This is a genomic window from Aeromicrobium ginsengisoli (assembly GCF_004134905.2).
Lineage (GTDB): Bacteria > Actinomycetota > Actinomycetes > Propionibacteriales > Nocardioidaceae > Aeromicrobium > Aeromicrobium ginsengisoli.
This window is the reverse complement of the sequence record NZ_SDPQ02000002.1, coordinates 97,530-123,428: the sequence shown is the minus strand read 5'-3', so window position 1 is coordinate 123,428 and position 25,899 is coordinate 97,530. Positions and strand designations below refer to the sequence as shown.

The window sequence follows — 25,899 nt, the reverse complement described above, 5'->3', positions numbered from 1 at the left end:
CCACCTTGCCACGGGTACGCTCAATGACTGTGAGCAACCCTGCTGTCGATGCTGCGACGGCGCCACTCCTGGTCCGCTCCTCACCGATCGACGACCCTGGCGCGCTGCTGTCACTGCTCCCTTCCGCCGACGCGTTCGCGTGGGTCCACGGGGGCGACGGGCTCGTCGGGTGGGGTCGGGCCGCGGAGTTCTCCACGGCCGGGTCCGAGCGATTCACCGACGCCGCCGCGTGGTGGCAGGACCTGTCGGCGCACGCCGTCGTGCGTGACGACATCGACGTCCCGGGCTCCGGGCTGGTGGCGTTCGGCTCGTTTACGTTCACCGACGATGCCGAGGGCAGCACCCTCGTCGTCCCCGAGGTCGTCATCGGCCGCCGCGACGGCGTCGCCTGGGTCACCGTCATCGGTCTGGGCATCAGCTCAGCACCCGAGCTCGTGGCTTCGACGCCGTCGGAGCCGGTCGGCACGACGTTCGCCGACGGTCCGGTCGACAGCGTCACCTGGCAGGGTCTGGTCGGCGAGGCCGTCAGGCGCATCGAGCAGGGTGGCCTCGACAAGGTCGTCCTCGCCCGCGACCTCGTCGCCTCGCTGGACGAGCCCCTGGACGTACGCGCTCCGCTGGCCCGGCTCGCCGCCGACTACCCCAGCTGCTGGACGTTCCACGTCGACGGCTTCTTCGGCTCGACGCCCGAGATGCTCGTACGCCTCGAGCGCGGGCTGGTCACGTCGCGCGTGCTGGCCGGCACCATCAGGCGTACGGGCGACGATGCGCACGACCTCGCCCTCGCCGGGTCACTGGCCCGGTCGAGCAAGGACCTCGAGGAGCACGAGTACGCCGTGCGATCCGTCGCCGAGGCGCTCGCTCCCCACTGCACCAGCATGAACGTGCCCGAGACGCCGTTCGTGCTGCACCTGCCCAATGTCATGCACCTCGCGACCGACGTCACCGGCGTCATCCGCGACGATGCCAGCGCCCTCAGCCTCGCCGCGTCCCTGCACCCGTCTGCGGCTGTGGGCGGCACGCCGACAGCCGAGGCCGTACGCCTGATCGCCGAGATCGAGCTGCTCGACCGGGGGCGCTACGCCGGTCCGGTCGGCTGGATCGGCGCGTCCGGCGACGGTGAGTGGGGCATCGGCCTGCGGTCCGCGCAGATCGAGGACGACGGGTCGGTCGTACGCCTGTTCGCCGGCTGCGGCATCGTCGCCGACTCCGTTCCCGCCGACGAGCTCGCCGAGTCCAACGCCAAGCTCATACCGGTGCGCGACGCCCTCACGCCGCGCGGCTAGCCCTGCAGGGCGCGCGCTGTCGCGTCGTCGGCCGGCAGGAATGCCTCGATGCTGAGCTCGGCCGCGGTCAGGTCCAACGCCGTGCCGAATGTCGTGACGGTGCTGATGAACGACAGCGGACCGTCGGGCGAGTCCAGCACCATGGGCACGGCGACCCCGCCGTCGTCGATGCCGGCCTGCATCCCGCCGGGATAGTCGACCAGCTCCTCGTGCAGGGCGCGGAGCAGCTCCGAGCCGCTCGCTGCGGCTTCACGGGCCAGGCGGCCGAGCACGTGGAACCGCCACTCGGCGAGGTTGAGGATGCGTGGCGCCAGGCCCTCGGGGTGCAGGCTGATGCGCAGCGCGTTCGGCGACTCCATGAGGTGGGGCGCCACGTCTTCGAGGATCGGAGCGACACCGGCGTTCGCCATGACCAGGTTCCAGCCGCGGTCGACGACGAGGCAGGGATAGGGCTCGTACGCCACCAGGACCCGGTCGAGGCCGGCCCGGATCGCGGCGAGCTCGGGATCGTCGAGTGGCCGCTCCGGGAATGCAGGTGCGAACCCGGCCGCGATGAGCAGCTGGTTCTGCTCACGCTTGGGCACCTCGAGGGTCTGCGCCAGCTGCAGCACCATGGATCGGCTGGGGCGCGACCGACCGGTCTCGACGAAGCTCAGGTGGCGCGACGAGATGCCAGCCTCGATCGACAGGTCGAGCTGGCTGAAGTGGCGGCGCCGGCGCCATTCGCGCAGGAGTGGGCCGACGGGCGAGGCAGCGGTCGCGGTGGTCATGTCCCCCACTCTCGCGGATCCACCGCTGCTGGGCGATGACCTCAGAGGTAATTGCGACGCTTACCTGCACTGCCCAGACTCATCGGCATGAACACGACAACAGCTGACACCACCACTGCCACCACGGGCCCGGTCACCCTGAAGACCGCGCTCCTGCTCGATGCCGCCGTCACCGGGGCGAACGGCCTGGCGTACGTCGCCGGTGCCGCGGTCCTCGACTCGCTGCTCGGGCCATCGCCGACGCACTTCGTCCTCATCGGCGCCTTCCTCGCGGTGTGCGCCACGATCCTCGCGGTCACCGGCACGCGCCGGCCGATCCCTCGCGGGTGGGCGACGTTCGCGGCCGAGGTCAACGTCGCATGGGCCATCGGCTCGGTCGCGGTCGTCGCCTTCGGCTGGCTCGACCTCACGACGACCGGCGAGGTCTGGACGCTGATGCAGGCAGCACTCGTCGCGGTCTTCGCAACGCTGCAGCTGACGGCTCTACGGCGTACGCCCTGACCCTGGGGCGGGGGGCGGGGGGGCCCAGCAAACGCGCGGGGGGGGGCCCGCGGCCCCCCCCACGGGGGGGGGGGTGCCGGGCCCCCCCCCCCCCCCCCCCAGGGCCCCCCCCCCCCCCCCCCTCGACGGGGGTGGGGGTCGGCCAGCGTGGGCTGAGGTTGTCGCCGGACGAGACGCCCGTGAGCCGGCGCTTGACCCACGGTGCGGCGTGCGCCTTGGCCCAGTCGAGATGGGCGGCGCGCCGCTCCTTGGCGGTGAGCGTCGCAGCCGGCGGCAGCTCAGGCATCGCCAGCTCGTGATCGACGCCGAGTGCGTCCAGCACCGCGATGGCCATGCGCTGGTGGCCCAGGCTCGACATGTGCATGCGGTCGACGTCCCACAACCGGTCGTCGCGATAGTCGCGCAGCCGCCAGAAGTCGACCAACGTCGCCCCGTGCCGTTCGGCCACCTGGCGGACGAGCTCGTTGTAGATCGCGAAGCGGCCGCGCAGGGCACCGAACACCGGTGAGCCCCCCGGGTCGTACGCCGTGAACAGCAGCAGGTGCGCCCCGGCATCGACCAGCCGGCCGAGCGCCACGTCGTACGCCGTGACGAGCCGGTCGATGTCGATGCGCGGGCGCAGGACGTCGTTGGCGCCAGCATAGATGCTGACCAGGTCGGGCTTCATCTCGATCGCCGGATCGATCTGCTCGGCGAGGATCGGCAACAGCTGCTTGCCGCGGATCGCGAGGTTGGCATACGTGAAGTCGTCGCCGGCCAGCACCTCGGCGACCCGGTCGGCCCAGCCGCGCACCCCGTTGGGCAGGGATGCGTCCTGGTCGCCGACTCCTTCGGTGAACGAGTCGCCGAGCGCGACGTAACGGTGAAATGGCACGGGCTCAGGCTAGCGAGTGACGCCGGCGTCAGTCGTCGAGGAGCCCGCGCCGGCGAGCGATGGCGGCCGCTTCGGTGCGACCCGAGGCGCCGAGCTTGGCCAGGATGTTGGAGACGTGCACCGACACGGTCTTGGTGCTGATGAACAGCCTGGCCGCGATCTCGCCGTTGCTGAGCCCGGCGCTGACCTGCTCGAGCACCTCGCGCTCACGCGGCGTCAGCTCGATGTCGGACCTGGTCGGCCGCCGGGTGAGCCCCCCGATCTCGGTGAGCAACGGCCTGGCTTCGAGACGCTCAGCGGTGGCCCGGGCGTCGGCCAGCAGCTGCTTGCCCTCGGCTTCGCCGCCGGTGGTCAGCAGCACCGCGGCCAGCCGGGTCGCGGAGCGCGCGGTCTCGTAGGGGTCGTCCATGCCGATGAACGCCTGGTGGGCACGGCGCCACAGGTCGGTCAGCTCGTCGACCTCCGGCACGTCGACGCCGGTCAGCCACCGCAGTCGTGCGTGCTCGGCGTGCACCCGGATCTGCCACGCCACGCCTTCGGGCCCCATGGGGTGGATGCCGGCGGCGACGCGGTCGGAGAAGTCGGCCAGCTCTGCTGCCTGGGCGAGCAAGGGTGCATGGTCGGCGCGTTCGAGCACCGACACCGCTGTCGCGTACTGACCGATCAGCAGTGCCGAGAGCCGGATGCCGCCGGAGAACAGCGGCTCGTCCCAGGCCCGCACCTGAAGGTCGGCGAGATCGTCGAACGCCCGCCGCGCGGCCGACAGGTCGCCGGCGACGCCGTGGAGCTCGATCAGGGCTGAGGTCGAGTGCACCGAGGCCGAGATCTCGTGGCGCCAGAGCGACCGCATCGTGAGGGTGCGTTCGACCTCGTCGACATTGCCCCGGCCGGCATGCACCATGAGGGCGATCGCGGCCAGCGACGCGTCTGGGATCGCGGGGGCGTCGGCGCCGACGTCGCGCAGTGCCAGGGCCTCGTCCCAGCGCCCACGCATGTAGCAGATGAGCGCCGAGTAGAACCGGCCGTCGAAGCCGTAGGGACCCCACGCCCAGCCCGTCTCGGAGGCGCGGACCATGCCCTGACGGAACGCGTCCTCGGCGTCGTCGAGCTCGCCGGCGTTGTAGTTGACGAACGCGAGCTGGTGCAGACCGCGGAGCTCACCCAACACGTGCCCGTCGGCCCGGGAGACCTCGACGAGCTCGACGAAGCCGCGCTTGGCCTTCTCGGGATCGTCGCCCGTGCGGACCATGACGCGGGTCAGCGTGGCCTTGGCGTCGGCGATGACGTCGGCCGCGCCGATCTGCTCGGCGATCGCCAGCGCGCGCTCGCCCCACTCGATCGCCTCGTCGTGGCGCCTGCGGTTGGACGCCGTGCGCGCCCGCAACGCCGCGACCTCGGCCCGCAGCTCGGTCGGCTCGTCGGGCACGACCGTGACCGCTTCGAGGCTCGCCTGCTCGGACTCGTTGTCGAGATTGGCGTAGTAGGCCGTGTCACCGATCGCGACGAGCAGACGCCCACGGTCCTCGGCGGGCGCGTCCGGCGGGAGCTGTCCGAGGTGGTCGCGCAGCAGCTCGACAGCGCGCAGGAGCCGGCCCGACGTGACGAGCGCGGAGGACGCATCGATCACGAGCTTGACCGGGTCGAGGCCGGGTGACGCGGCATCGACGAGGGTCAGCGCCTGCTCGTAGTGCTGCGCCGCCTCGTCGTAGCCCGACAGCCGTTGGGCCTGCTCGGCGGCCTGGACGCTGGCCAGGAACGCCGTCTCGCGCTCGCCGGCGCCGAGCGCGTGCAGGGCGATCTCGGCGGCCGGACCGCGGCGGCTGCCCGAGGTGAGCGCCTCGAGGTAGGCCGCGTGGATGCGCCGCCGTTCGCCCGGAAGCAGGTCGTCGCGCACCGCCTCGGCGAGGAGGGCGTGCCGGAACCAGTAGGAGTCCTCGCCGACGCGGGTCAGCACCTTGTGGTCGATCGCCGAGCGGAGGGCCTCGTCGAGCTCGTCCTCGGCGAGCCCGACGACCTGGGTCAGCACCGAGTAGTCGTGGCGGGCGTCGGAGCACGCAGCAGCGCGTACGAGCCGGCGGGCGTTGTCGTCGAGCCGCTCGAGCCGCATCAGCAGCAGGTCGGCGAGGGTCTCTGGCAGCGCGCCGTCGACGTTGGCGAGGCCCGCGTCGAGCAGCTCCTCGGCGAAGAACGCGTTGCCGGCGGCGCGGCGTACGACGGCCAGCAGGCTGTCGCTGTCGAGGGCGTCGGCGCCGTGGGCGCGTACGAGGTCGACCACGTCGCCGTCGTCGAGCGGCTCGAGCTCGATGCGGCGCACACCCGGTAGGCGTACCCACTCCGACAGCGCCTGGCGCAGGGGGTGGCGGCGGTGCAGGTCGTCGGCGCGATAGCTCACGACGACGTGGACCGGACCGTGGAAACCGTGGGACAGCACGAAGCGGATGAGGTGACGGGTCGAGGCATCGGCCCAGTGGGCGTCCTCGATCACCAGGAGGAGCGGCTGGTCGGCGGCGAGTGAGTCGAGGCCGGCGACGACCGAGGCGAACAGCTCGGCGCGCTCGACGCCGTCGCCCGGCGCCGACGAGGGCCAGGGCAGGAGGGGACCGAGGGCCGGGAAGCGAGCGGCGAGCTCGTCGCGCTCGGCGTCGGCGATCGACGCGAAGGCCTCGGAAAATGGCTGGTAGGGCGGTGCGCTGTCGCCGAGGTCGAGGCAGTGCCCGGCAAGGACACGGTGGCCGGCCGCTCTGGCGCGCGCTCCGAGCTCGCGCAGCAGCCGGGTCTTGCCGATGCCGGCGTCGCCGCCGATCAGCACGACGTCGCGGGCCGCGGGGTTGGTCACGCCGGCGGCCTCGAGCAGCTGCTCGAGCTCGCGCACCCGGCCGATCAGGGGTGTCGCGGGGGTGCGGTCATGAGCCATGTCCCCAATCATGTCGGACGGAGCCGACATGGGGGCGACGGTCATACGTGCGCCGTCCGCCCCACCGTCATGCTCACGAGGCGTACGACGAAGCCGCGGCGCGCCTTGCGGGTCCGCCGGGGGGCGAATCCGCTGCGGTCACGCTCGTGGCGCGACAGCTCGGTCAGGGCCTGTGCCACGGCATGGTGGCGGCTCATCTCAACAGGGACGAAGGTTTCTGGATTCAGGATCATGACTCCAGAGTCGTCGCATGAGGTAGGCCCCCACATCGGGCGACCTACCAGATTCGGAACCCAGGTACCTCAGATCCGCCTACTTGAGGGTCTTGCTGCCTCCGTGCATCACGGTGATGAGCTTGAGCGCCTTGTTGTCGGTCTTGGCGTCACGCGCGAACGACGTCAGCATCATGAGCGGCTTCATGCGCTGGCGGGTGATCGCCTTGGCGTACGTGAACTCCTTGAGCCCGTCCGGGCCGTGGATGCGGCCGAAGCCGGACTGACCGACCCCGCCGAACGGCAGGCCGGGCACCGCGGCGAACGCGATGACGGAGTTGACCGACGTCATGCCCGAACGGACCCGACGGGCGATGTCGACGCCGTTCTTCTTGGCGAACACCGAACCCGCCAGCCCGTACGACGTGGCGTTGGTCAGCTCGACCGCCTCGTCCATGCTCTTCACGGGGTTGATCGCCAGGGTCGGACCGAACGTCTCCTCGGTCATCTCCGTGGAGTTCTCCGGCACGTGCGTCAGGATCGTCGGCTGCACGAACCGCTCGCCGACGGCGTCCGAGCCACCCATCACGACCGTGGCACCCTTGGCGATCGCATCGTCGATGTGGCTCTTGATGATGCCGATCTGCGACGGCATCGTGATGGGTCCGAGCTTGGCGCCGGCGTCGTCGCCGGCGCGCAGGTCCTTGGCCTGCTCGGTGATCTCGGTGACGAACGCGTCGAAGACCTTCTCGTGGACGTAGACGCGCTCGGTGCCGATGCACGTCTGGCCGGCGTTGGACATACCGCCCCACAACGCTGCCTCGGCGGCCTTGGTGAGGTCGGCGTCCTCGTCGACGATCAGCGAGTCCTTGCCACCGGCCTCGATCAGGACGGGAGTGAGGTTCTGCGCGCACGCCGCCATGACCTTCTTGCCGGTCGGGCCGGACCCGGTGAACGCCAGCTTGTTGATGTCGGCGGTGCACAGCGCGTTGCCGGTCTCGCCGAGTCCCGTGACGACCTGCAGCACGGGACGCCCGTGGACGACCTCGGTGAACGTGTCGGCGAGCCACTGGCCGACTCCGGGCGTGTATTCACTCGGCTTGAAGACGACGGCGTTGCCGGCGGCGAGGGCGTATGCGATGGAGCCCATCGGCGTGAAGACCGGGTAGTTCCACGGGCCGATGACGCCGACGACGCCGAGCGGGTGGTACTCGACCGACGAGGCCTGGTTGGCCATGAGCAGTCCGGAGGAGACCTTCTGCGGGCCGAGGATCTTCTTGGCGTGCTTGGCGACCCACGCGATGTGGTCGATCGCGATGATGATCTCGAGCTGCGCGTCGCCGTGCGGCTTGCCGGTCTCGCGGTGCGACAGCTCGGCGAGCTGCGCGATGCGGCGGGTGATGACGCTGCGCCAGGTCAGGAGGTAGTCGCCTCGTTCCTTGAACGTCAGGCCACCCCACCATGCCGACGCGTCATGAGCACGGGCGACTGCGGCGTCGACCTCGGCTCGGCCCTGGATGGGATAGGTGCCGACGACGTCGCCGTTGGCCGGGTTGAGCGAGTCGAAGGTCGGCGTCGTGCCGCTGTCGACAGTGGGCTCCAGGATTGCGGTCATCGTGACTCCTTGATGAGGTCGGCGGCCTTCTCGCCGACCATGATGGCAGGTGCGTTGGTGTTGCCACGGGGTACGCGCGGCATGACGGAGGCGTCGGCGACCCGCAGGCCCTCGACGCCGTGGACCTTGAGCTCGGGATCGACGACACTGCCCTCGATCGTGCCCATCGCGCAGGTCGCGACGGGGTGGTAGAGCGTCTGGCACAGCTGACCGATCGCGGCGACGATCTCGTCGGTCGTCGGATCGGCCGAGGCCGGGATCCATGGCTCGTCGATGAGCCTGGCCAGCGGGCCCTGGCTGACGATCTGCTGCACGGTGCGATAGCCGGCGATCATCGCGTCGAGGTCGGCGCCATCCGTCAAGTAGCCCGCCTCGATCTCGGGGTGCCACGTCGGATCGGCCGAGCGCAATCGGACGTGGCCCTTGCTCTCGACGCGTACGAGCGTCGAGGCGATCGTGAGCCCTCGGCGTACGGGCTCGTGCAGGCCGTTGTCGTAGAACCCGGACGGCGCCACGTGGAACTGCATGTCGGGCGCCGCCATGTCGTCGCGGGTCCGGAAGAATCCCCCGGCCTCGCCGACGTTGGAGGTCAGCGGCCCACGCCCGGCCTTCTGCGCCTTGAGGACGTTGCCGAGCGACAGGAGCTCGGCCAGGTCGGTGGTGTTCTTGGTGTAGAACAGCGCACCGGAGACGGGGTGGTCCTGCAGGTTCTGGCCCACGCCGGGCAGGTCGACACGTACGTCGATGCCGTGCTCGCGCAGGTGTGCTCCGGGGCCGATGCCGGACAGCATCAGCATCTGCGGGCTCGCGATGGCGCCTGCCGACAGGACGATCTCGGCCTTGGCGCGAGCCGTGTGGGTCACGCCCGCGCGGCGGTAGGTCACACCGGTCGCGCGCGTGCCCTCGAGCTCGATGCGGGTCACGAACGCCTCCGTGAGCACCGTCAGGTTGGGCCGCTTGCGGGCGGGGTGGATGTAGGCATCGGCGACCGACCAGCGGCGACCCTTCTTGCACGTCACCTGGTAGAGCCCGGCGCCCTCCTGCTCGGCGCCGTTGAAGTCGTCGTTGCGCTTGAACCCCGCGGACACGGCCGACTCGACGAACGCGTGGCTCAGCTCGTGGCTGTAGCGGCGGTCCTCGACGTGCAGCGGTCCGCTCGTGCCGTGGAACTCGTCGTGCAGCCGGGTGTTGCCCTCGGCCTTCTTGAAGTAGGGCAGCACGTCGTCGTAGCCCCAGCCGGTCGCACCGTAGGAGTCGCGCCACTCGTCGTAGTCGGCGCGGTTGCCGCGGATGTAGATCATGGCGTTCATCGACGAGCAGCCGCCGAGTGCCTTCATGCGCGGCCAGTCGGCGCGACGGCCGTCGAGCTGCTTCTGCGGAGTCGTCTGGTAGCCCCAGTCCCACTTGGTCTTGAACAGTGCCGGGAAGCCCGCCGGCAGGTGGATCATGTCGTCGTCATCGTCGGGGCCGGCCTCGAGGAGGAGCACCGACACGGACGGGTCCTCGGTCAGGCGCGTCGCGACGACTCCTCCGGCGCTGCCCGATCCGATGACGATGTAGTCGTAGCTGTCGTCGCCCATGAGTCCCTTTCAGCGGCCGTGACGCGTGCCACACAACCTACTGCGGGTATGTCGCTGACACAACCAGTGTCAGGGTCGGAGGGCGGCTCTGACCGCGGCGCCGATCCTTGCGGTCAGGTCGCGACGGCCGGCCCGGTCGACGGGCACCTCGAGGACCCTGATCCCGGTGACCTCCTCGTCGAGCGCGCTCGCCAGCTCTGCGGGCGCGACGCGCCGGTGCGGCACGCCGTACGCCTGGCAGAGCGCTGCGATGTTTGCGCCGGTCGGTGTGGCGTAGACGCGTTCGAACGTCGCGGCATACTCCGGGGCGCCCTGCTCGAGCGTCGAGAAGATGCTGCCCCCGTCATCGTTGGCGACGACGATCGTCAGGTCGGGCCGGGGTTCACCGGGGCCGATCAGCAGGCCATTGCTGCCGTGCAGGAACGTGAGGTCGCCGACGTAGGCGATCGCGCGGCTGGACGTACGGGCGAGCGCGGCGCCGATCGCGCTGGACAGCACGCCGTCGATGCCGGCCAGTCCACGGTTGGCGATGATCAGGCGGCGTTCGCCGACCACGTAGGGCCGGGCGACGAGGTCGAGGTCACGGATCGGGCTTGAGGAGCCGATGAACAACAGCCCCTCGGGTGGGACGGCGGCATTGATCGTCCGGGCGACGTCATACGGAGTGGTGCCGGCGAGCAGCGCGTCGATCGCGGCGGTGGCCCGGGCGTCGGCGTCGTGCCAGGCGGCGAGCCACTGCGGATCCCCTGTGCCGGTGTGGTCGACGGCCTCGACGAGCTGCACGTTCGGACCGGCCGGCACCGGAAAGGTCTCCTGCGTGCCGACGTGGATGATCTCGATGTCGGTGCGGGACAGCAGCTGGGTGACCGGACGTGAGAGCGTGGCGTGGCCGAAGCTGACGACGCGCTCGATCTGGTCGGCGAGCAGCGAGTGGGCCAGCAGCATCCGGTAGGCGATGAGGGCCTCGCCGTTGCGCGACCCCGAGCTCGGCTCGGCGAGCAGCGGCCAGCCGGCGTCGCGCGCGAGGACTCGTGCGGGTTGCTTCGCATCGTCACCCGCGACGACGACGGTGCGAGGCCCGGCGACGAGGGGATGTCCTTTCGACAGGCTCAAGGACCGCTCCTTGAGCTCGTCCCGTTCCTTGAGCTCGTCGAAAGGATCCTCGGACGGCGCGAACTCCCACTCGATCGGCTCGACCAGCGGCTCGTCGAGCTCGAGGTTCAGGTGGGCCGGTCCCCCGGCGAGCTGATCGACCCGCTCGACGAAGGAGACACCGGGAAAGATGGCGCGCTGGTCCGTGGTCTGGTTGGCTCCCGTGCCGCGGAGCCGTGCGGGTCGATCCGCGGTGACCGCGAGCACCGGGACGCCGGCGTGGCTGGCCTCGAGCATCGCGGGGTGCAGGTTGGCAACCGCAGTGCCCGACGTCGTGACCACGGGGACCGGGTTGCGCGATGCCTTCGCCATGCCAAGCGCGAGGAATCCGGCCTCGCGCTCGTCGACCCGCACGTGCAGTCGGATGAGGCCTTGCTCGTCCGCAGCCGCGAATGCCAGTGCCAGCGGCCCCGATCGTGATCCGGGCGAGAGCACAACCTCGCGGACTCTGGCGGCGACGAGCTCTCGGACCAGCTCCCGAGCCGTGTCAGTGGAGCTCATCCCAGCACCGCGCGTACGGCCGACAGCCGGGCCTGCCAGCGCGCATCCGTCTCGCCGTCCGCCGCCACCGAGTCGTACGCCGTGGGGTCGAGCGCCTGACGGCCGACCGGGAGGAACCCGTCGACAGGCTTCAGCGGCTGGGCGACGACGTCGCCGGCGAGCAGCGACGTCGTGGCGAGGCCGCAGGCGTACGGCAGGTCGGGCAACGCGGCGGCAAGGGCGAGGCCGGCGGCCAGGCCGACCGACGTCTCGACGGCGCTGGACACGACGACCGGCAGGCCGATCTGCTCGGCGATCCGCAGGCACGCGTGCACACCACCGAGCGGCGCGACCTTGAGCACCGCGATGTCGGCGGCCTCGAGCTCGACCACACGGAACGGGTCGTCGGCCCGGCGGATCGACTCGTCAGCCGCGATCGGCACGCCGACCTTGCGGCGCACGGTCGCCAGGTCCTCGACCGAGGCGCACGGCTGCTCGACGTACTCGAGGCCGTGGGCGGCGATGTTGAGGGCGGCGACCGCGCTGATCGCCTCATCGACGGACCAGCCGCCGTTGGCGTCGATGCGGACCTTGCCGTGTGGTCCGATGGCGTCGCGGACCGCCTCGACGCGCTCGACGTCGGCGGCGAGGGCCTGACCCCTCTCGGCGACCTTGACCTTGGCGGTCGTGCAGCCGCTGCTGCGGACGATGCTCTGTGCCTGCTCGGGGCCGACCGCCGGGACGGTGCAGTTGACCGCGATCTGCGAGCGTACGGGCGTGGGCCAGGGGCGCTCGGCGGAGTCGAGGGCGGCGGCGAGCCACGGCGCGCTCTCGCGGGCGTCGTAGTCGAGGAACGGGCTGAACTCGGCCCAGCCTGCGGGTCCCTGGACGAGCATCCCTTCGCGCCGGTCGATGCCGCGGAACCGCGTGGGCATCGCGATGGCGTACGTACGGAACTGCACGAGTGGCAACTTACCGCGCGGTCCGTAGCGTGGGGACATGACTCGAATCGCGATCGTCGGAGGCCACGGCAAGATCGCCCGCCTCCTCATCCCGCTCCTCGTCGACGCCGGGCACCAGCCCGTGGCGCTCGTCCGCAATCCCGACTACTCCGCCGAGCTCGAAGGACTCGGCGCCGAGGTCGGCATCCTCGACATCGAGCAGGACAGTGCCCAAGCGTTCGCGGAAGCGTTCACCGGCGCCGATGCGGTCGTGTTCGCGGCCGGCGGCGGTCCCGACGGCAACATCGAGCGCAAGCGGACGGTCGACCTCGGCGGCTCCATCAAGTCGATCGAGGGGGCACTGGCAGCGGGCGTCAGCCGGTTCGTGCAGGTGTCGGCGATCGGCGTCGACCAGCCCCTCGACGCGGGGGCCGGCGACGTGTGGACGGCGTACGTCGAGGCCAAACGCGACGCCGACATCGCGCTGCGCGACAGCGACCTGGACTGGACCATCATCCGGCCCGGTGGCCTGACCGACGACCCGCCGACAGGCCTCGTCGAGCTCGCCGAGACGGTCGAACGCGGGCAGGTGCCGCGTGCCGACGTGGCAGCCGTGATCGTCGCGGCACTCGACGAGCCGGCCACGATCAACCGCCAGTGGGAGCTCGTCAGCGGCGAGCACCCGATCGACGACGCCATCGCCGGCGCGGTCGCCTGACGACCTCACCACGCTGACGAGAGACTCCTCAGCGGACGGCGCGCCTCAGCTTCTCGCGGTCGAGCTTGCCGCCGGAGAGCAGCGGCAGGGCGTCGAGCAGGACGACCTCACGAGGCGCCCAGGTACGAGGCAACCCCGCCTCCTCGACGCCGTCCCGCAGTTCATCGAGACGGAGTCCGTCGAGGCACACCGCGTCGTCGGGCACGAGAAAGGCCACGACCCGCGCGCCCCACTCCTCATCGGGCACGCCGAGCGCCACCGCGTCGCGCACCCCGTCGTACGTCCGGAGCGCCGCCGTCACTGCAGGCAGCGAGATGTTGACGCCGCCGCTGATCACGACGTCGTCGACCCGGCCGGTGACGTGCAGCCGGCCGTCGTCGTCGATCGTGCCGAGGTCGGCCGTGGCGAACCAGCCGTCGCGCAGCACCTGAGCTGTCGCCGCAGGATCGGCGTAGCCGTCGAACAGCATCCGGCCGGCGAGCTGCACCTGGCCCGCCTCGTCGATCCGCACCTGCACACCGTCGAGCGGCAGCCCGTCATAGACGCAGCCCCCGCAGGTCTCGGTCATCCCGTACGTCCGCACGACGCGCACACCAGCCGCCCGCAGCGCCTCGAGGAGGTCGGCCGGCACCGCCGCACCGCCGATCAGCAGGGCGTCGAGACCGGCGAGGACCTCGACGTCACCCGACGCGACGAGCCGGTGCGCCTGCGTCGGCACGAGCGAGGCATAGCGACGGGGGCCGGGGATCGCGGCGATCGCCGCACCCAGCGACGCGTGCTCGTCGGCGTACACGGGCTCGAGTCCGGCGACTGCCGAACGTACGAGGACCTGCAGGCCTCCGACGCCGGTGACCGGCATGGCCTGCAGCCAGCCGCCGGGACCGCCGAGCCGGTCGAGACTCGCATGCGCCGAGGCCAGCATCGCCGCGTGCGACAGCACGACGTCCTTGGGCTCGCCGGTGCTGCCGGACGTACGGATGACGATCGGCTCGCCGCCCTCACGCACCCAGGGCTCGACGAGTGCGAACACGTCTCGCGGCGATCCCACGACGGGTCGCAGCCCGGTCACTCCGGCTCCCCCGGCTCGGCCGGAGCGTCGAGCGGCCGCTTGAGGTACGTCCACGGGAACCACATCGTGCCGATGCGCTCCCAGCCCTTGGACTCGAGGTCCTTGGCCTTGCGGCTGCCGATCACGGCTCGCTTGTGCTCCCACTGCACCGGCGACTTCTCGACGTCGTGGAACAGCGGCCCGTAGCCGATCGAGTGCCAGCCGTGCCGTCCCCACGCGTTGAGCACGTCGATCTCGTTGAACGCCGTCAGGCCCACGAGCTGCCGGAGCTCAGCCGTGCCCGGGATCGGGACGGGCCGGTGGCCGAAGCGCTGCTGCGCCGCCTGTCGGGACATCCCCAGCGCCGAGCCGATGGCCTCCCAGCTCGATCCGGCGGCGCGGGCCGACGTCACGGCGGACCGCAGCAGGCGGCCGACCTCCTCATACGTACGGTGGGTCAGCACCACGAGATCGAGGTGCGCCTCCGGCTCGCTCTCGAGCCGACGCTCGATCGTGGGATCGAGCCGGGCTATCGCCCGGCCGATCAGGTCCGAGAATTCCTGGTCGTCGATCGCCATGCCGTCAACGCTAGCTTGACACTCAACGAGCGTCAACCTGACGTTGACGCGCTGTCAGGTGGCAGACTGGTCGATCGTGACCACCCCTTCGCTCTCGCCCACCCAGCTCTGGATCGCCGGCGCCCGGCCTCGTACGCTCCCGGCCGCGGTCGCGCCGGTCCTGGCCGGCACCGGCGCCGCGGCCTACGCCGACGCGTTCGTCTGGTGGAAGGCACTCCTCGCTCTCGGGGTGTCCCTCTCGCTGCAGATCGGCGTCAACTACGCCAATGACTATTCCGACGGCATCAAGGGCACTGACAACGACCGCGTCGGCCCCCTGCGGCTCGTCGGCTCGGGCCTCGTGCCGGCACGGTCGGTCAAGCGCGCGGCACTGCTGTTCCTCGCCCTCGGCGCTGCGTTGGGCTTCGCCCTCGCCGCGACCTCGAGCTGGTGGCTCCTGCTGGTCGGCGCGGCCGCGATCGGGGCGGCCTGGACCTACACCGGAGGGCCTTCGCCGTACGGCTATCGCGCGCTCGGCGAGGTCAGCGTGTTCGTGTTCTTCGGCCTCGTCGCGGTGCTCGGCACGGCGTACGTGCAGATCGAGGACTTCACCTGGCTGGCCTTCGCCTGCGCGATCGGCGTCGGGGCACTGGCCTGCGCACTCCTCGTCGCCAACAACCTGCGCGACATCCCGACCGACTCCGTCACCGGCAAGAAGACCCTTGCGGTCGTGCTCGGCGACACCTGGACCCGGCGGTTCTACACGCTCCTGTTGCTCGTCGCGGTCGGGTCGCTGATCTGGGCCTCGGTGTTCACGCTCTGGGCGCTGCTCGGCCTCGCGATGGCACCCCTGGCCGTACGCGCCCGGCAGGCAGTCGCGTCGGGCGCCCAAGGCATGGCGCTGATCCCCGTGCTGCGCGACACCGGTCTCGCCGAGCTCGTGTTCGCCGTCGGGCTCGCACTCGGGCTGTTCATCGGGGCCTGACGTGCTGCGCGTCGCGGTGCTCGCCGACACCCACGCTCCGCGCTTCTGGAAGTCCATGCCGCCCGCCGTCGCCGAACAGCTCACCGACGTCGACGTCATCCTGCACGCCGGCGATGTCTGCGTGCCGAGCGTGCTCGACGAGCTCACCGCGTACGCCCCGGTGCACGTCGTCCTGGGCAACAACGACGGCCCTGACGTCGCTGCGTGGGGCGCACCCGAGACGCTGGAGCTCGATCTCGACGGGCTGCGCGTCGCGATGCTCCACATCAGCGGCGACAAGGTCGGTCGGGCCGCCCGTATGCGTGGCCGGTTCCCCGACGCCGACCTCGTCGTGTTCGGCCACTCGCACATCCCGTGGGACACCGAGCACAACGGTCAGCGGCTGTTCAACCCCGGCTCGCCGACCGACAAGCGCAGGCAACCCCGAGGGACGATGGGCCGGCTCGTGATCGACGACGGAGTGCTGGTGTCCGCCGAGATCATCCCAGTGAGCTAACGCCCGACCGGCAGCACGCCGGTCGCGTCGAACTCGGCGAGCGCATCGGCGTACGGGCCGATGTCGAGACCGTGCGACTGCAGCCAGCCGTCGTCGTAGTAGGTGTGCGCATAGCGTTCGCCGCCGTCGCACAGCAGCGTGACGACGCTTCCGGTCTCACCGTCGGCGCGCATCTCGCCGATCAGCTGCAACGACGCCCAGACGTTGGTGCCGGTCGAGCCGCCGACGCGGCGACCGAGGATGGCGGACACCCAGCGCATCGCCGCGATCGATGCCGCATCCGGCACATGGACCATGTCGTCGATGACGCCACCGACGAACGACTTCTCGACCCGCATGCGGCCGATGCCCTCGATGCGCGAGGGCTGGTCGGTCGTGACGTCAGAGCGGTCGGACTCCCACCCGCCGTAGAACGCGGAGTTCTCCGGATCGGCGACGACGACACGGGTGTCGTGACGGCGGTAGCGGACGAACCGGCCGATCGTCGCGGACGTCCCGCCGGTACCGGCGCCCACGACGATGATGCTGGGGCACGGGTGCGGCTCAGCGGCGAGCTGCTCGAAGATCGACTCGGCGATGTTGTTGTTGCCCCGCCAGTCCGTCGCCCGCTCGGCGAACGTGAACTGGTCCATGTAGTGCCCGTTGCACCTGCTCGCGAGCTGTTGGGCGACGTCGTAGACCGTGCCGGGGTCGTCGACCAGGTGGCACTGGCCGCCGTAGAACTCGATGAGGTCGATCTTCTCGGGGCTCGTCGTCGCCGGCATGACCGCGACGAACGGCAGGCCGATCAGGCGGGCGAAGTAGGCCTCGCTGACCGCGGTCGAGCCGCTCGACGCCTCGATGATGGTCGTCTCGGGCTTGAGCCAGCCGTTGCACAAGGCATACAGGAACAGGGAGCGCGCGAGGCGGTGCTTGAGGCTGCCGGTCGGGTGGACCGACTCGTCCTTGAGATAGAGGTCGATGCCCGGCACCGGGATCGGCAGGACGTGCAGGTGGGTGTCGGCGCTGCGGTTGGCGTCGGCGTCGACGCGGCGGATGGCCTCCGCGATCCAGGCTCGGCTCTCAGTCGACGTCTTCGGCATGGCGAGACTCCTCGATGCGTTGCGTCATGCGCGCGGCTCGCTCCTGGACGTTCTGAGCGAGCTTGTCGCGCAACCCGGCGAGCGCGAAGATCGAGATCACCGAGGACAGCACGAGGGAGATCAGCAGGACGAGGAGCGACGTGAGGTTGCCCCACTCGACCCAGATCGACGCGATCAGCCAGACCACCCCGAACGTCGCCCCGAACACGGCGAGGCGGGCGAGCGTGTAGGTCCAGAAAGCCTTCATGACCGCAGCCTAATCGCTCGCGGCGTCAGCCAGGGAGCGGGTTGCGCCGTCCCCGGTACGGTTGACGCATGGGCAAGTTCGTGTTGATCGTCATCGGTCTGGCCCTGTTCGTCTACGCCCTGTTCGACCTCGTCGCGACGCCGCGCCAACGGGTCCGCTACCTGCCCAAGCCGCTCTGGTTTGTGGTCGTCCTGGTCATCGGCATCGGCCCGCTGCTGTGGCTGCTCCTCGGCCGCGAGCGCTCCGCGCCGGGTGGTGGTCGCGCGCGACCACCCCGCCCGCCGAGCCCCGGCCCGCGCGGCCCCGACGACGACCCGGACTACCTCCGCGGCCTCTAGTCGTCCCAGCGGAAGACGCGGCTCGCGACGGCTGAGACGACGACGGCGAAGCCCAGCAGGATGACGATGGGCAGCAACGCGGCGCCCGGCCCCTCGCCGCGGACCATCGTGTCGAGCATGCCCTCGTTGAGATGCTTGAGCGGCAGCACCTCGCTGACCGCCGTGACCCAGCCCGGAGCACCGTCGAGCGGGAAGAACGAGCCCGACAGGAACGCCATCGGCAGCACGACGAAGTTGGCGATGCCGACCGCTGCCTCCTCGCTCTTGGCCACCGCGCCGGCGAGCAGGCCGATCGCCATGAACGACAGCGTGCCGGCCGCGAGCAGCGGGACGATCATGGGCCACGAGCCGGTCAGCTGCAAGCCGAAGAGACCCACGCCGACACCGATGAAGATCGCGGCCTGGACCGCCGCGATCGCGACGCTGACCGCGATGCGCGCCAAAACGACGGCCCACGTCGGGACGGGAGCCAGCCGCAGGCGTCGCAACAACCCGTTCTTGCGCCAGACGACGAGATTGGTGGCCGCGCCGAACGTCGCGCCGGAGGCGATCGCCCAGCCCATCAGGCCGGGGGTGAAGAACTGGATCGTCGACAACGAGTCGTCCTCGACCTGGTCGGCCTCGAGGGCGTACTTGGGCTGCTGGCCCGTGACGGCGATGTTGGCCGACTGGACGATCCCCTGGAACGTGCCCTGGACCGTCGCGGCCTTGACCTGGTCGGCCTGCGAGAAACGTACGACGAGCGTGTCACCGCGTTGCGTGATCATGGCGTCGGCGTCGCCCGTGCGCACCTTGCGGATCGCCGCCTTCTCGTCGGACGTGCGGTGGATGTCGAGGCTCTCCTTGAGGTAGGCCCGGACCTCCTTGGGCGCGTCGTCCAGCACCGAGACCTTGCCGACCTGCTCGACATCGATCTCGGACCCGCCGGATCCGCCCAGCAGGCCGCCGAACAAGGCCAGGAACATCAGCGGGAAGATCACCGCGAAGAAGACCGCCATCTTGTCGCGGAAGAACCCCTTGAGCATCGCCACGGCGAGGCTCTTGAACGCGACCATCCGGGGTGAACTCACGCTCGGTACTCCCGGCCGGTGAGGTCGAGGAACACGTCCTCGAGCGAGGCGCCCTTGACGCTCAGCCCGTCCAGCGCGTCGCGGTGCGCGAGCTCGGTGAGGATGCGGGCGGGGTCGCGGGTCGTGATCGTGAGTCCGGACTCCTCGTCGGCGACGTCGTCCGAGCCTGCCATCGCGCGTGCCTCGTCGGCGTCCAGCGTGCCCGGCGCGACGCTGATGCGTACAGGCGCGTCGAGGCCGCGGACGAGGGCGGCCGGGGTGTCGAGCTCGAGGATCCTGCCGGCGTCCATGATCGCGACCCGGTCACACAACGCCTCGGCCTCGTCCATGTAGTGCGTCGTCAGGATCACGGTGCGGCCGGAGTCGTTGATGCTGCGCAGCACGTCCCACAGGTTGCGGCGGGCCTGCGGGTCGAGCGCGGCGGTCGGCTCGTCGAGGAACACGACGTCGGGGTCGTGGATCAGTGCGCATGCAATCGACAGCCGTTGCTTCTGCCCGCCGGACAGGTCCTCGGTGCGATCGTCCGCCTTGTCGACCAGGCCCACCTGCTCGAGCATCTCGTCGGTACGACCGGCGGCCACACCGTAGAGCGCGCCGAACGTGTCGAGCTGCTCGCGGGCCGTGAGCCGCTCGAAGAACGACGACGCCTGGAGCTGCACGCCCATGCGGCGCTGCAGCTCGGGCTCGCGCTTCGACGGGATGTGATCGTCGATGCGGACCGAGCCGGACTGCGGCCTGCGCAACCCCTCGACCATCTCGAGCGTCGTGGTCTTGCCGGCACCGTTGGGTCCGAGCAGCCCGAAGAACTCCCCCGACGCCACCGTGAAGCTGACGCCGTCGACCGCGCGCACGTCGCCGTAGGTCATGACGAGGCCCTCGGCCGTGATCTCCGCGCCCATAGATCCGACCCTACTGGGCCATGGGCCGAGCGAGCGCAGCGAGCGAAGGCAGGCGCCCGGGCGCAGCCCGGCAGCCGCGAGGCACGAGCGGCTGGAGCGGCGACGAAGGAGCCGCGCGCCCTATTTGGCGTACGAGTGCATGCCCGACACGAACAGGTTGATGCCGACGAAGTTGAAGACGAACGTGGCGAACCCGATGAGCGCGATGATCGCGGCGGCCTTGCCCTTCCAGCCCGCGGTGGCGCGTGCGTGGAGATAGCCGGCGTAGACGACCCAGGTGATGAACGCCCAGACCTCCTTGGGGTCCCAGCCCCAGTAGCGACCCCACGCGTACTGCGCCCAGATCGGCCCGGCGATCAGCGCGGCGAACGTCCAGATCGGGAACGCGAAGGCGTGCACGCGGTAGGCGATCTGGTCGATCTTGGCCGACGGCGGGATGCGCCACAGGAAGCCGACGCGGTCCTCCTCGGCGGTCGTACGCTCGGCGCGCGCCTTGACGAGGTAGAGCACCGACGCCGCGGCACCGACGAGGAACGCCGAGCCGGCGATCATGGCACCGAGAACGTGGATCACGAGCCAGTAGGAGTGCAGGGCCGGCACGAGCGGGCCGGGCGGCACGAACACCAGCGCCGACAGGCCGAGCACGACGGTGCCGAAGCCCGTGATGATCGGGCCGACCCAGTCGATCGCCCACATCCGCACCAGCACGATGTATGCCGTGAGGGCCATCAGCGTCGCGGCGCAGCCGAACTCGTACATGTTGCCCCACGGCACCCGCTGGGCCGAGAGGCCGCGAGTGATGACGCCGGCCAGCAGGACGAGCCAGGCCAGACCCGTGAGTGAGAAGCCGATGCCGCCGGCGACGTCACTGCGCTCGGCTTGTGCATCAGTCGACGTCCTTTCGACAGGCTCAAGGACCGAATCATGCTGATCGACCGAGGAGGTCACGAGCGTGCGGTCGGGCGCGATCTTGCGGGCAAAGCCCCACTGGGCGACGTACGCGACGAATGCCAGCGCCAGGATGCCGGTGGCCGACGCGACGGCATAGTTGGAGAACTGCTCGTACTGCGCAGCCGTCATGGCGTCGCCTCCGTTTCACAACCACCGTACGGCGGCGCCGGCATGACCGACATACGGTTCGCTCGCTGGCGCTCGCTCATGTGTGTTTCTCCTCTGTCTCTCCGAGCAATTCGCGGAACCGCTCGAGGAAGGCGTCCAGGTCGGCCGGCAGGTCGTCACGGGGGACGCGGTCGAGCACGGCGACATCCACCACGGTACGTGAGCCCTCGCGACGCGCCCTGATCCAGGTCCTCCGCGGCTTGATCGTCAGGGACGTGACGAGGCCCGCGAGCCCGGCGATGATGCCGATCAGCGGCACCTTGACCCCGGGTGACGAGCTGATCTGGAACCGCGCGAACTGCCGGAGGCCGGCGAACTCGATCGTGCCGCCGTTGGGCAGCTTCTGCGACTGGCCCGCCTGGAGGCTCACGCGATAGCTCTTGTCGCCGTCCTTGTACTGCTTCATCTTCGACTTGTCGAGGATGTAGACCGACTGCGGGGTGCCCTTGTCGAGCCCCAGGTCGCCGTGCCAGACGAACAGCCCCAACAACGGGTTGGCGGCGGCGGGATAGACCGAGATCGACGCCCCATCGGAGCCGGTGGCCGCGGTCGGCAGGAAGAACCCTTGGAAGCCGAGCTGCTCGGGCTCGGCATCGGGGACCTTGACGACGCCGGTCGACGTGTAGGACGGGTCGTTCGGCAGGAACGGCACGGCCTCGTTGAACACGACGTCGCCGTTGGCGTCGGTGACCTTGATGACGGGGGCGTACCCCTGCCCCACCAGGAACACCGAGGTGCTGCCGATCTCCAGCGGGTGGTTGACGGTGATGTCGAACGTACGTGCGTCGGCGCCCGGCTTGGGCGTGTAGGTCCCCTGCGCGCGGAACAACCGTGGTGCGCCGGCCTGCTGGCTGCCGAGCGCCTGGAACTTGGCGGTGAACTTGTCGAGCTTGAGGGAGAACGGCGGCAGCTGGTCGGCCTTGAACAGCGACCCGGAGCCGAACTCGTCGTACTGCGTCAGCGAGTTGGCGAAGCCCTGGCCCTCCGTGACGATCGCCGACCCGCGATAGCCGAACAGCGTGCCGACCGCGACGCCGACCAGCACCACGACGACGCTGATGTGGAAGACCAGGTTGCCGGCCTCCCGGAGGAACCCTCGCTCCGCGCTGAGCTCGCCGTCGACGACGTCGACCCGCGCCCGGCCGATCGCCCGGCGCCCAGCGGTGATGACCTCGTCGACCGACGCCGAGGTCTCGAACGACGCCGAGGCCGGGAGGCGCGAGAAGTTGCGCGGTGCCTTGGGCGGCCGGGCCCGCAGGGCGCGGAGGTAGACGAACGACCGGGGGACGATGCACCCGATGAGCGACACCATCAGCAGCAGGTAGACCGCGCTGAACCACGGCGACGTGTAGACGTTGAAGAAGCCCAGCTTGTCGAGCGTCGGAGCGCTCTTGGGGTGCTCGAGGAAGTAGGCCTCGACCGCCCGGGCGTCGACCCCGCGCTGCGGCACGAGCGATCCAGGCACCGCGGCGATCGCCAGCAGGAGCAGGAGGAACAGGGCCGTACGCATCGAGGTCAGCTGGCGCCAGAACCACCGCGTGAACTCCCGACGACCGAGCGCGGGCACCGCATTCGAGCTCATACGGGCGCCTCGAATCCGGTGATCCAGGTCTGCATCTCGCCGACCAGGTCGTTCCACGTGCCGGTCACGAGCATGACGCCGACCGCGATGAGCAGCAGCCCACCGGCGATCGAGACACCGCGCTGGTGCCGCTTGAACCACGAGACCGTGCGCATGAACTTGCCGAAGCCGAGCGCCGCCAGCACGAACGGGATGCCGAGGCCGAGGCAGTAGACGAGCGTGAGGAAGGCACCCCGCGTCGCCGAGGCGTCATCCGTGGCGAACGACAGGCTCAGCACCGCCGTCAGTGTGGGCCCGATGCACGGCGTCCAGCCGAGGCCGAAGAACATGCCGAGGATCGGCGCGATCGCGAGCCCGACCGCCGGCACGGCGTGCACCCGGGCCTCGCGCTGCATGAACGGGACGAGACCGATGAAGACCAGCCCCATGATGATGACGAGGATGCCGGTGATGATCGACAGGGTGTGCCGGTGCTCCTCGAGCCGGAGCCCCACGGATCCGAACAGGGCACCGCCCAGCACGAACACCGTGCTGAAGCCGAGGACGAACAGCAGCGCGCCGGCCAGCAGCCGGCCACGCCGAGCCGTCTCGAGGTCCTGGGCCGCGACGCCCGAGACGTACGAAAGGTAGCCCGGCAGCAGCGGCAGGACGCACGGCGAGAAGAACGACACCAGGCCGGCGAGCGCAGCGACCGGCACGGCGAGGAGGAGGTTGCCCGAGAAGGCGGTGTCGCGGAACCAGTCCGTCACGACGTGCTCTTCTGCACGTCGTCGATGACGCCGGCCAGCGTCGAGGCGCTGAGCTTGTCGTCCATGATGCGGGCGGCGACCCGGCCCTTGGCATCGATGACCCACGTCGTGGGGATCGCCTGGGTCGGCAGGGTCTTGACGAACTCGAGCTCCAGGCTGCCGCCCTCGTCGGCGAAGCTCGGGTAGGTGATGCCCTTCTTGCGGTTGAACGCGATCGCCGACGAGGTGTCGGGCGTACGTGTGAGCATGCCGATGAACTGGACGTCCTTGTCGGCGTACTGCTCGGAGACCTCCTTGAGCGCCGGCGCCTCGGCCCGGCACGGTGCGCACCACGGTCCCCAGAGGTTGATCACGAGAGTCTTGCCGGCGAAGTCCGCGGTCGACAGCGGCTTGCCGTCGAGACCGTCGCCCTCGAGCGTCGGCGCGGGCTTGCGGTCCTTGACCGGCACGACGGTGACGAACGAGCCGTTGGCGCCGACGTAGCCGTCGGTGTTGCGGTCCCGGCCGCCACCGCTGCAGGCGGCGAGCAGGACCAACGCCCCGACCGCCACCATGACGCGGAGCGTGCGCATCGTGGAGAGCACGTTAGGCGCCGCCGACGAACTTGTTGCGCAGCGCGTCCGGGATGAGGTCGCCGGCCGGCTCGCTGTAGGTGAGACCGACGAACCGGTCGTCGTCGAACGTCAGCGTCGTCAGGCTTGCGAGGGAGCACTGGCGCTTGCGCGGATCGTGGGCGAATCGGGCGTTCTCGTACGACCGGCGGGCCGTCCAGACCGGCAGCTGGTGCGACACGATGACGGCCTCGTGGCCACGGGCCGCCTCGCGCGCGTCGTCGACCGCGGCACGCATGCGTGCGGCGATCTCCTTGTAGGGCTCGCCCCACGACGGCTTGAGCGGGTTGCGCAGGAGCCACCAGTTCTGCGGGCGGCGCAACGCTCCGTCGCCGACCCCGAACGTCTTGCCCTCGAACCGGTTGCCGGCCTCGATGACCCGCTCGTCGGTGACGATGTCGAGCTTGAGGATGTCCGAGATCGGCTTGGCGGTCTGCTGTGCGCGCTCCAGCGGCGAGGCGACGAGGTGCGTGATGTCGTTGCCCTTGAGCGACTCGGCGACCTTGGCGGCCATCTCGTGGCCGAGCTCGGAGAGGTTGTAGCCCGCGATGCGGCCGTAGAGCACGCCCATCGGGTTGTGGACCTCGCCGTGCCGCATGAGGTGCACGATCGTACGTTCGGACATCAGGTTTCCTCAGTTCTCGGGGGTGGCCTGCGCTGCAGCACGAGCGGCGGCGGGAAGTGCCTCGGCAATTCTAGAGAGTGCCTCCGAGTCATGGGCCGCCGAGACGAACCAGCACTCATAGGCGCTCGGCGGGAGGTAGACACCGGCGTCGAGCATCGCGTGGAAGAACGGCCGGTAGCGCCACGCCTCCTGCGCCTGCGCACCGGCGAAGTCGGTCACCGGCTTGTCGACGCCCCAGAAGACGCTGAACATGTTGCCTGCGCTCTGCAGCGCGTAGGTGACACCGGCAGCGTCGAGCGCCTCGGCGACGAGCCGCTGCAGCTGAGCCGACGCGTCGTCGAGCCGGGCGTACGCCTCGGTGTCCGCGAGCCGCAGCGTCGTGAGGCCCGCGGTGGTGGCGATGGGATTGCCCGACAGCGTGCCGGCCTGATAGACGGGGCCGACCGGCGCGAGCTGCTCCATCACGTCACGGCGACCGCCGAACGCCGCCGCCGGGAATCCACCGCCCATGACCTTGCCGAACGTCAGCAGATCGGGGCGCCAGCCCTCGGGCTCGCCGTCGAGTCCCCAGTGCCCCGAGCGGGTGACCCGGAAGCCGGTCATGACCTCGTCGCTGATGAACAGCGCACCGTGCTTCCGGCAGGTCTCGGCGAGGAACCGGTTGAAGCCGGGCTCGGGCGGTACGACGCCCATGTTGCCGGCGGCGGCCTCGGTGATGAGGCACGCGATCTGGTCGCCGTACTGCTCGAACGCGGCCTCGACGGCGGCCCGGTCGTTGTAGGGCAGGACGATCGTGTCGGCGGTGACGTGGGCCGGCACGCCGGGCGTCTCCGGCAGGCCCAGGGTGACGACTCCGGAGCCGGCCTCGGCGAGCAGTGCGTCGACGTGCCCGTGGTAGCAGCCGGCGAACTTCACGATCTTGTCGCGACCGGTGAACCCGCGCGCCAGCCTGATCGCGGACATCGTCGCCTCGGTGCCGGACGACACGAGGCGCACCGACTCGACCGGCGTACGTCCGACGATCTCCTCGGCGAGCAGCACCTCCGGCTCACTCGGCGTGCCGAACGACGTACCGCGGCCGACCGCCTCCGCAACGGCGGCGAGCACCTCGGGGTGGGCGTGCCCGAGCAGCATCGGCCCCCACGAGCCGACGAGATCGACGTAGCGGTTGCCGTCGACGTCGGTCAGCCAGGCGCCGGAGCCGGACCGCATGAAGATCGGGGTGCCGCCGACGGCCCGGAAGGCGCGCACCGGGGAGTTGACGCCGCCGGGCGAAACCTGCCGGGCGCGGTCGAACAGGCCTTGCGAAGCGGGGTGTGACGTCACGCGTTCCATTGTCCTCAATGGGATTTCGCGCCGGTCGGCGGCGTCGGCAGACCGTAACCAAGGGGCCGTCGGAGTCGTTGACTACCAGGTAACTGCTTTGCGGCGCGTCCTGCGTGGCAGTA

General features: G+C 70.4%; 26 protein-coding genes. 6 read left to right on the top strand and 20 right to left on the bottom strand.

Going from position 1 to position 25,899, the window contains the following annotated elements; genetic code table 11:
* Positions 1-23 precede the first annotated feature (23 nt).
* Positions 24-1,286: an isochorismate synthase gene (locus ESP70_RS07340; RefSeq protein WP_149688692.1), complete on the top strand. Its 1,263-nt coding sequence runs from the start codon at positions 24-26 to the stop codon at positions 1,284-1,286.
* On the opposite strand, the gene ESP70_RS07335 is transcribed toward ESP70_RS07340, so the two are convergent.
* Complete coding sequence (locus tag ESP70_RS07335) at positions 1,283-2,056, bottom strand: helix-turn-helix domain-containing protein (protein WP_149688691.1); 774 nt, start codon at positions 2,054-2,056, stop codon at positions 1,283-1,285. The genes ESP70_RS07340 and ESP70_RS07335 overlap by 4 nt on opposite strands.
* An 87-nt stretch (positions 2,057-2,143) precedes the next feature.
* Between ESP70_RS07335 and ESP70_RS07330 the strand changes: the two genes are divergently transcribed.
* Complete coding sequence (locus ESP70_RS07330) at positions 2,144-2,557, top strand: hypothetical protein (protein WP_149688690.1); 414 nt, start codon at positions 2,144-2,146, stop codon at positions 2,555-2,557.
* Here the strand turns inward: ESP70_RS07330 and ESP70_RS07325 are convergent.
* The 7 genes from ESP70_RS07325 to ESP70_RS07300 all read right to left on the bottom strand — a co-directional run bounded on the left by ESP70_RS07325 (position 2,463) and on the right by ESP70_RS07300 (position 12,346).
* Positions 2,463-3,431 (bottom strand): SGNH/GDSL hydrolase family protein, encoded by a 969-nt coding sequence (locus ESP70_RS07325; protein ID WP_149688689.1) that lies wholly within the window; start codon positions 3,429-3,431, stop codon positions 2,463-2,465. The genes ESP70_RS07330 and ESP70_RS07325 overlap by 95 nt on opposite strands.
* Positions 3,432-3,459: 28 nt before the next feature.
* Complete coding sequence (locus tag ESP70_RS20545; RefSeq protein ID WP_188110545.1) at positions 3,460-6,345, bottom strand: helix-turn-helix transcriptional regulator; 2,886 nt, start codon at positions 6,343-6,345, stop codon at positions 3,460-3,462.
* A 41-nt stretch (positions 6,346-6,386) separates the two neighbouring features.
* A complete protein-coding gene (locus tag ESP70_RS20070) occupies positions 6,387-6,542 on the bottom strand; it encodes a hypothetical protein (protein ID WP_188110544.1) in 156 nt (51 codons plus the stop codon).
* Positions 6,543-6,657: 115 nt separating this feature from the next.
* Positions 6,658-8,172, bottom strand: a complete 1,515-nt coding sequence (locus ESP70_RS07315; protein ID WP_149688687.1) for an aldehyde dehydrogenase family protein — start codon at positions 8,170-8,172, stop codon at positions 6,658-6,660.
* Positions 8,169-9,752: a GMC family oxidoreductase gene (locus ESP70_RS07310; protein ID WP_149688686.1), complete on the bottom strand. Its 1,584-nt coding sequence runs from the start codon at positions 9,750-9,752 to the stop codon at positions 8,169-8,171. The genes ESP70_RS07315 and ESP70_RS07310 overlap by 4 nt, the downstream gene beginning before the upstream one ends.
* A 69-nt stretch (positions 9,753-9,821) precedes the next feature.
* Complete coding sequence (menD, locus tag ESP70_RS07305) at positions 9,822-11,405, bottom strand: 2-succinyl-5-enolpyruvyl-6-hydroxy-3-cyclohexene-1-carboxylate synthase (protein ID WP_149688685.1); 1,584 nt, start codon at positions 11,403-11,405, stop codon at positions 9,822-9,824.
* Entirely contained in the window at positions 11,402-12,346 is a 945-nt protein-coding gene (locus ESP70_RS07300; protein WP_246161957.1) for an o-succinylbenzoate synthase, read from the bottom strand. The genes menD and ESP70_RS07300 overlap by 4 nt, the downstream gene beginning before the upstream one ends.
* Positions 12,347-12,383: 37 nt before the next feature.
* Here ESP70_RS07300 and ESP70_RS07295 point away from each other — a divergent pair, with 37 nt between their 5' ends.
* Positions 12,384-13,043 (top strand): SDR family oxidoreductase, encoded by a 660-nt coding sequence (locus ESP70_RS07295; protein ID WP_149688683.1) that lies wholly within the window; start codon positions 12,384-12,386, stop codon positions 13,041-13,043.
* A gap of 28 nt (positions 13,044-13,071) precedes the next feature.
* Here the strand turns inward: ESP70_RS07295 and ESP70_RS07290 are convergent, their stop codons facing one another.
* Positions 13,072-14,112 carry an AMP-binding protein gene (locus ESP70_RS07290; protein WP_246161955.1) on the bottom strand — a complete coding sequence of 347 codons (1,041 nt, stop codon included), beginning with the start codon at positions 14,110-14,112 and terminating at the stop codon, positions 13,072-13,074.
* The gene (locus ESP70_RS07285; protein WP_149688682.1) at positions 14,109-14,669 is read right to left on the bottom strand and encodes a hypothetical protein; all 561 of its coding nucleotides are present in this window, start codon (positions 14,667-14,669) and stop codon (positions 14,109-14,111) included. The genes ESP70_RS07290 and ESP70_RS07285 overlap by 4 nt, the downstream gene beginning before the upstream one ends.
* Positions 14,670-14,742: 73 nt before the next feature.
* Between ESP70_RS07285 and ESP70_RS07280 the strand changes: the two genes are divergently transcribed.
* On the top strand, positions 14,743-15,633 hold the full coding sequence (locus tag ESP70_RS07280; protein WP_149689698.1) for a 1,4-dihydroxy-2-naphthoate polyprenyltransferase: 891 nt from the start codon (positions 14,743-14,745) through the stop codon (positions 15,631-15,633).
* A gap of 1 nt (position 15,634) precedes the next feature.
* On the top strand, positions 15,635-16,129 hold the full coding sequence (locus ESP70_RS07275; RefSeq protein ID WP_246161953.1) for a metallophosphoesterase family protein: 495 nt from the start codon (positions 15,635-15,637) through the stop codon (positions 16,127-16,129).
* Here the strand turns inward: ESP70_RS07275 and ESP70_RS07270 are convergent.
* The gene (locus tag ESP70_RS07270) at positions 16,126-17,211 is read right to left on the bottom strand and encodes a PLP-dependent cysteine synthase family protein (protein WP_149688681.1); all 1,086 of its coding nucleotides are present in this window, start codon (positions 17,209-17,211) and stop codon (positions 16,126-16,128) included. The two genes, ESP70_RS07275 and ESP70_RS07270, sit on opposite strands and share 4 nt — an antisense overlap.
* The gene (locus ESP70_RS07265) at positions 17,192-17,458 is read right to left on the bottom strand and encodes a DUF4229 domain-containing protein (RefSeq protein ID WP_149688680.1); all 267 of its coding nucleotides are present in this window, start codon (positions 17,456-17,458) and stop codon (positions 17,192-17,194) included. Before ESP70_RS07265 ends, ESP70_RS07270 begins: the two co-directional genes overlap by 20 nt.
* 68 nt (positions 17,459-17,526) lie before the next feature.
* Here ESP70_RS07265 and ESP70_RS07260 point away from each other — a divergent pair, with 68 nt between their 5' ends.
* On the top strand, positions 17,527-17,796 hold the full coding sequence (locus ESP70_RS07260) for a PLDc N-terminal domain-containing protein (RefSeq protein WP_149688679.1): 270 nt from the start codon (positions 17,527-17,529) through the stop codon (positions 17,794-17,796).
* On the opposite strand, the gene ESP70_RS07255 is transcribed toward ESP70_RS07260, so the two are convergent.
* The 8 genes from ESP70_RS07255 to hemL form a co-directional block, all read right to left on the bottom strand.
* Positions 17,793-18,866 carry an ABC transporter permease gene (locus ESP70_RS07255; RefSeq protein ID WP_223148657.1) on the bottom strand — a complete coding sequence of 358 codons (1,074 nt, stop codon included), beginning with the start codon at positions 18,864-18,866 and terminating at the stop codon, positions 17,793-17,795. The genes ESP70_RS07260 and ESP70_RS07255 overlap by 4 nt on opposite strands.
* A complete protein-coding gene (locus ESP70_RS07250; protein WP_149688678.1) occupies positions 18,863-19,765 on the bottom strand; it encodes an ABC transporter ATP-binding protein in 903 nt (300 codons plus the stop codon). The genes ESP70_RS07255 and ESP70_RS07250 overlap by 4 nt, the downstream gene beginning before the upstream one ends.
* 120 nt (positions 19,766-19,885) lie before the next feature.
* Positions 19,886-20,845 (bottom strand): c-type cytochrome biogenesis protein CcsB, encoded by a 960-nt coding sequence (gene ccsB / locus ESP70_RS07245; protein WP_149688677.1) that lies wholly within the window; start codon positions 20,843-20,845, stop codon positions 19,886-19,888.
* Between the two features lie 76 nt (positions 20,846-20,921).
* Positions 20,922-22,466 carry a cytochrome c biogenesis protein ResB gene (gene resB, locus ESP70_RS07240; protein ID WP_149688676.1) on the bottom strand — a complete coding sequence of 515 codons (1,545 nt, stop codon included), beginning with the start codon at positions 22,464-22,466 and terminating at the stop codon, positions 20,922-20,924.
* Entirely contained in the window at positions 22,463-23,215 is a 753-nt protein-coding gene (locus tag ESP70_RS07235) for a cytochrome c biogenesis CcdA family protein (protein WP_149688675.1), read from the bottom strand. The genes resB and ESP70_RS07235 overlap by 4 nt, the downstream gene beginning before the upstream one ends.
* Positions 23,212-23,799 carry a TlpA family protein disulfide reductase gene (locus ESP70_RS07230; RefSeq protein ID WP_223148656.1) on the bottom strand — a complete coding sequence of 196 codons (588 nt, stop codon included), beginning with the start codon at positions 23,797-23,799 and terminating at the stop codon, positions 23,212-23,214. The genes ESP70_RS07235 and ESP70_RS07230 overlap by 4 nt, the downstream gene beginning before the upstream one ends.
* 1 nt (position 23,800) lies before the next feature.
* A complete protein-coding gene (locus ESP70_RS07225; protein ID WP_149688674.1) occupies positions 23,801-24,451 on the bottom strand; it encodes a histidine phosphatase family protein in 651 nt (216 codons plus the stop codon).
* A gap of 9 nt (positions 24,452-24,460) precedes the next feature.
* Positions 24,461-25,786, bottom strand: coding sequence for a glutamate-1-semialdehyde 2,1-aminomutase (gene hemL, locus ESP70_RS07220; protein WP_149688673.1), 1,326 nt, complete (start codon positions 25,784-25,786; stop codon positions 24,461-24,463).
* Positions 25,787-25,899: the final 113 nt, after the last annotated feature.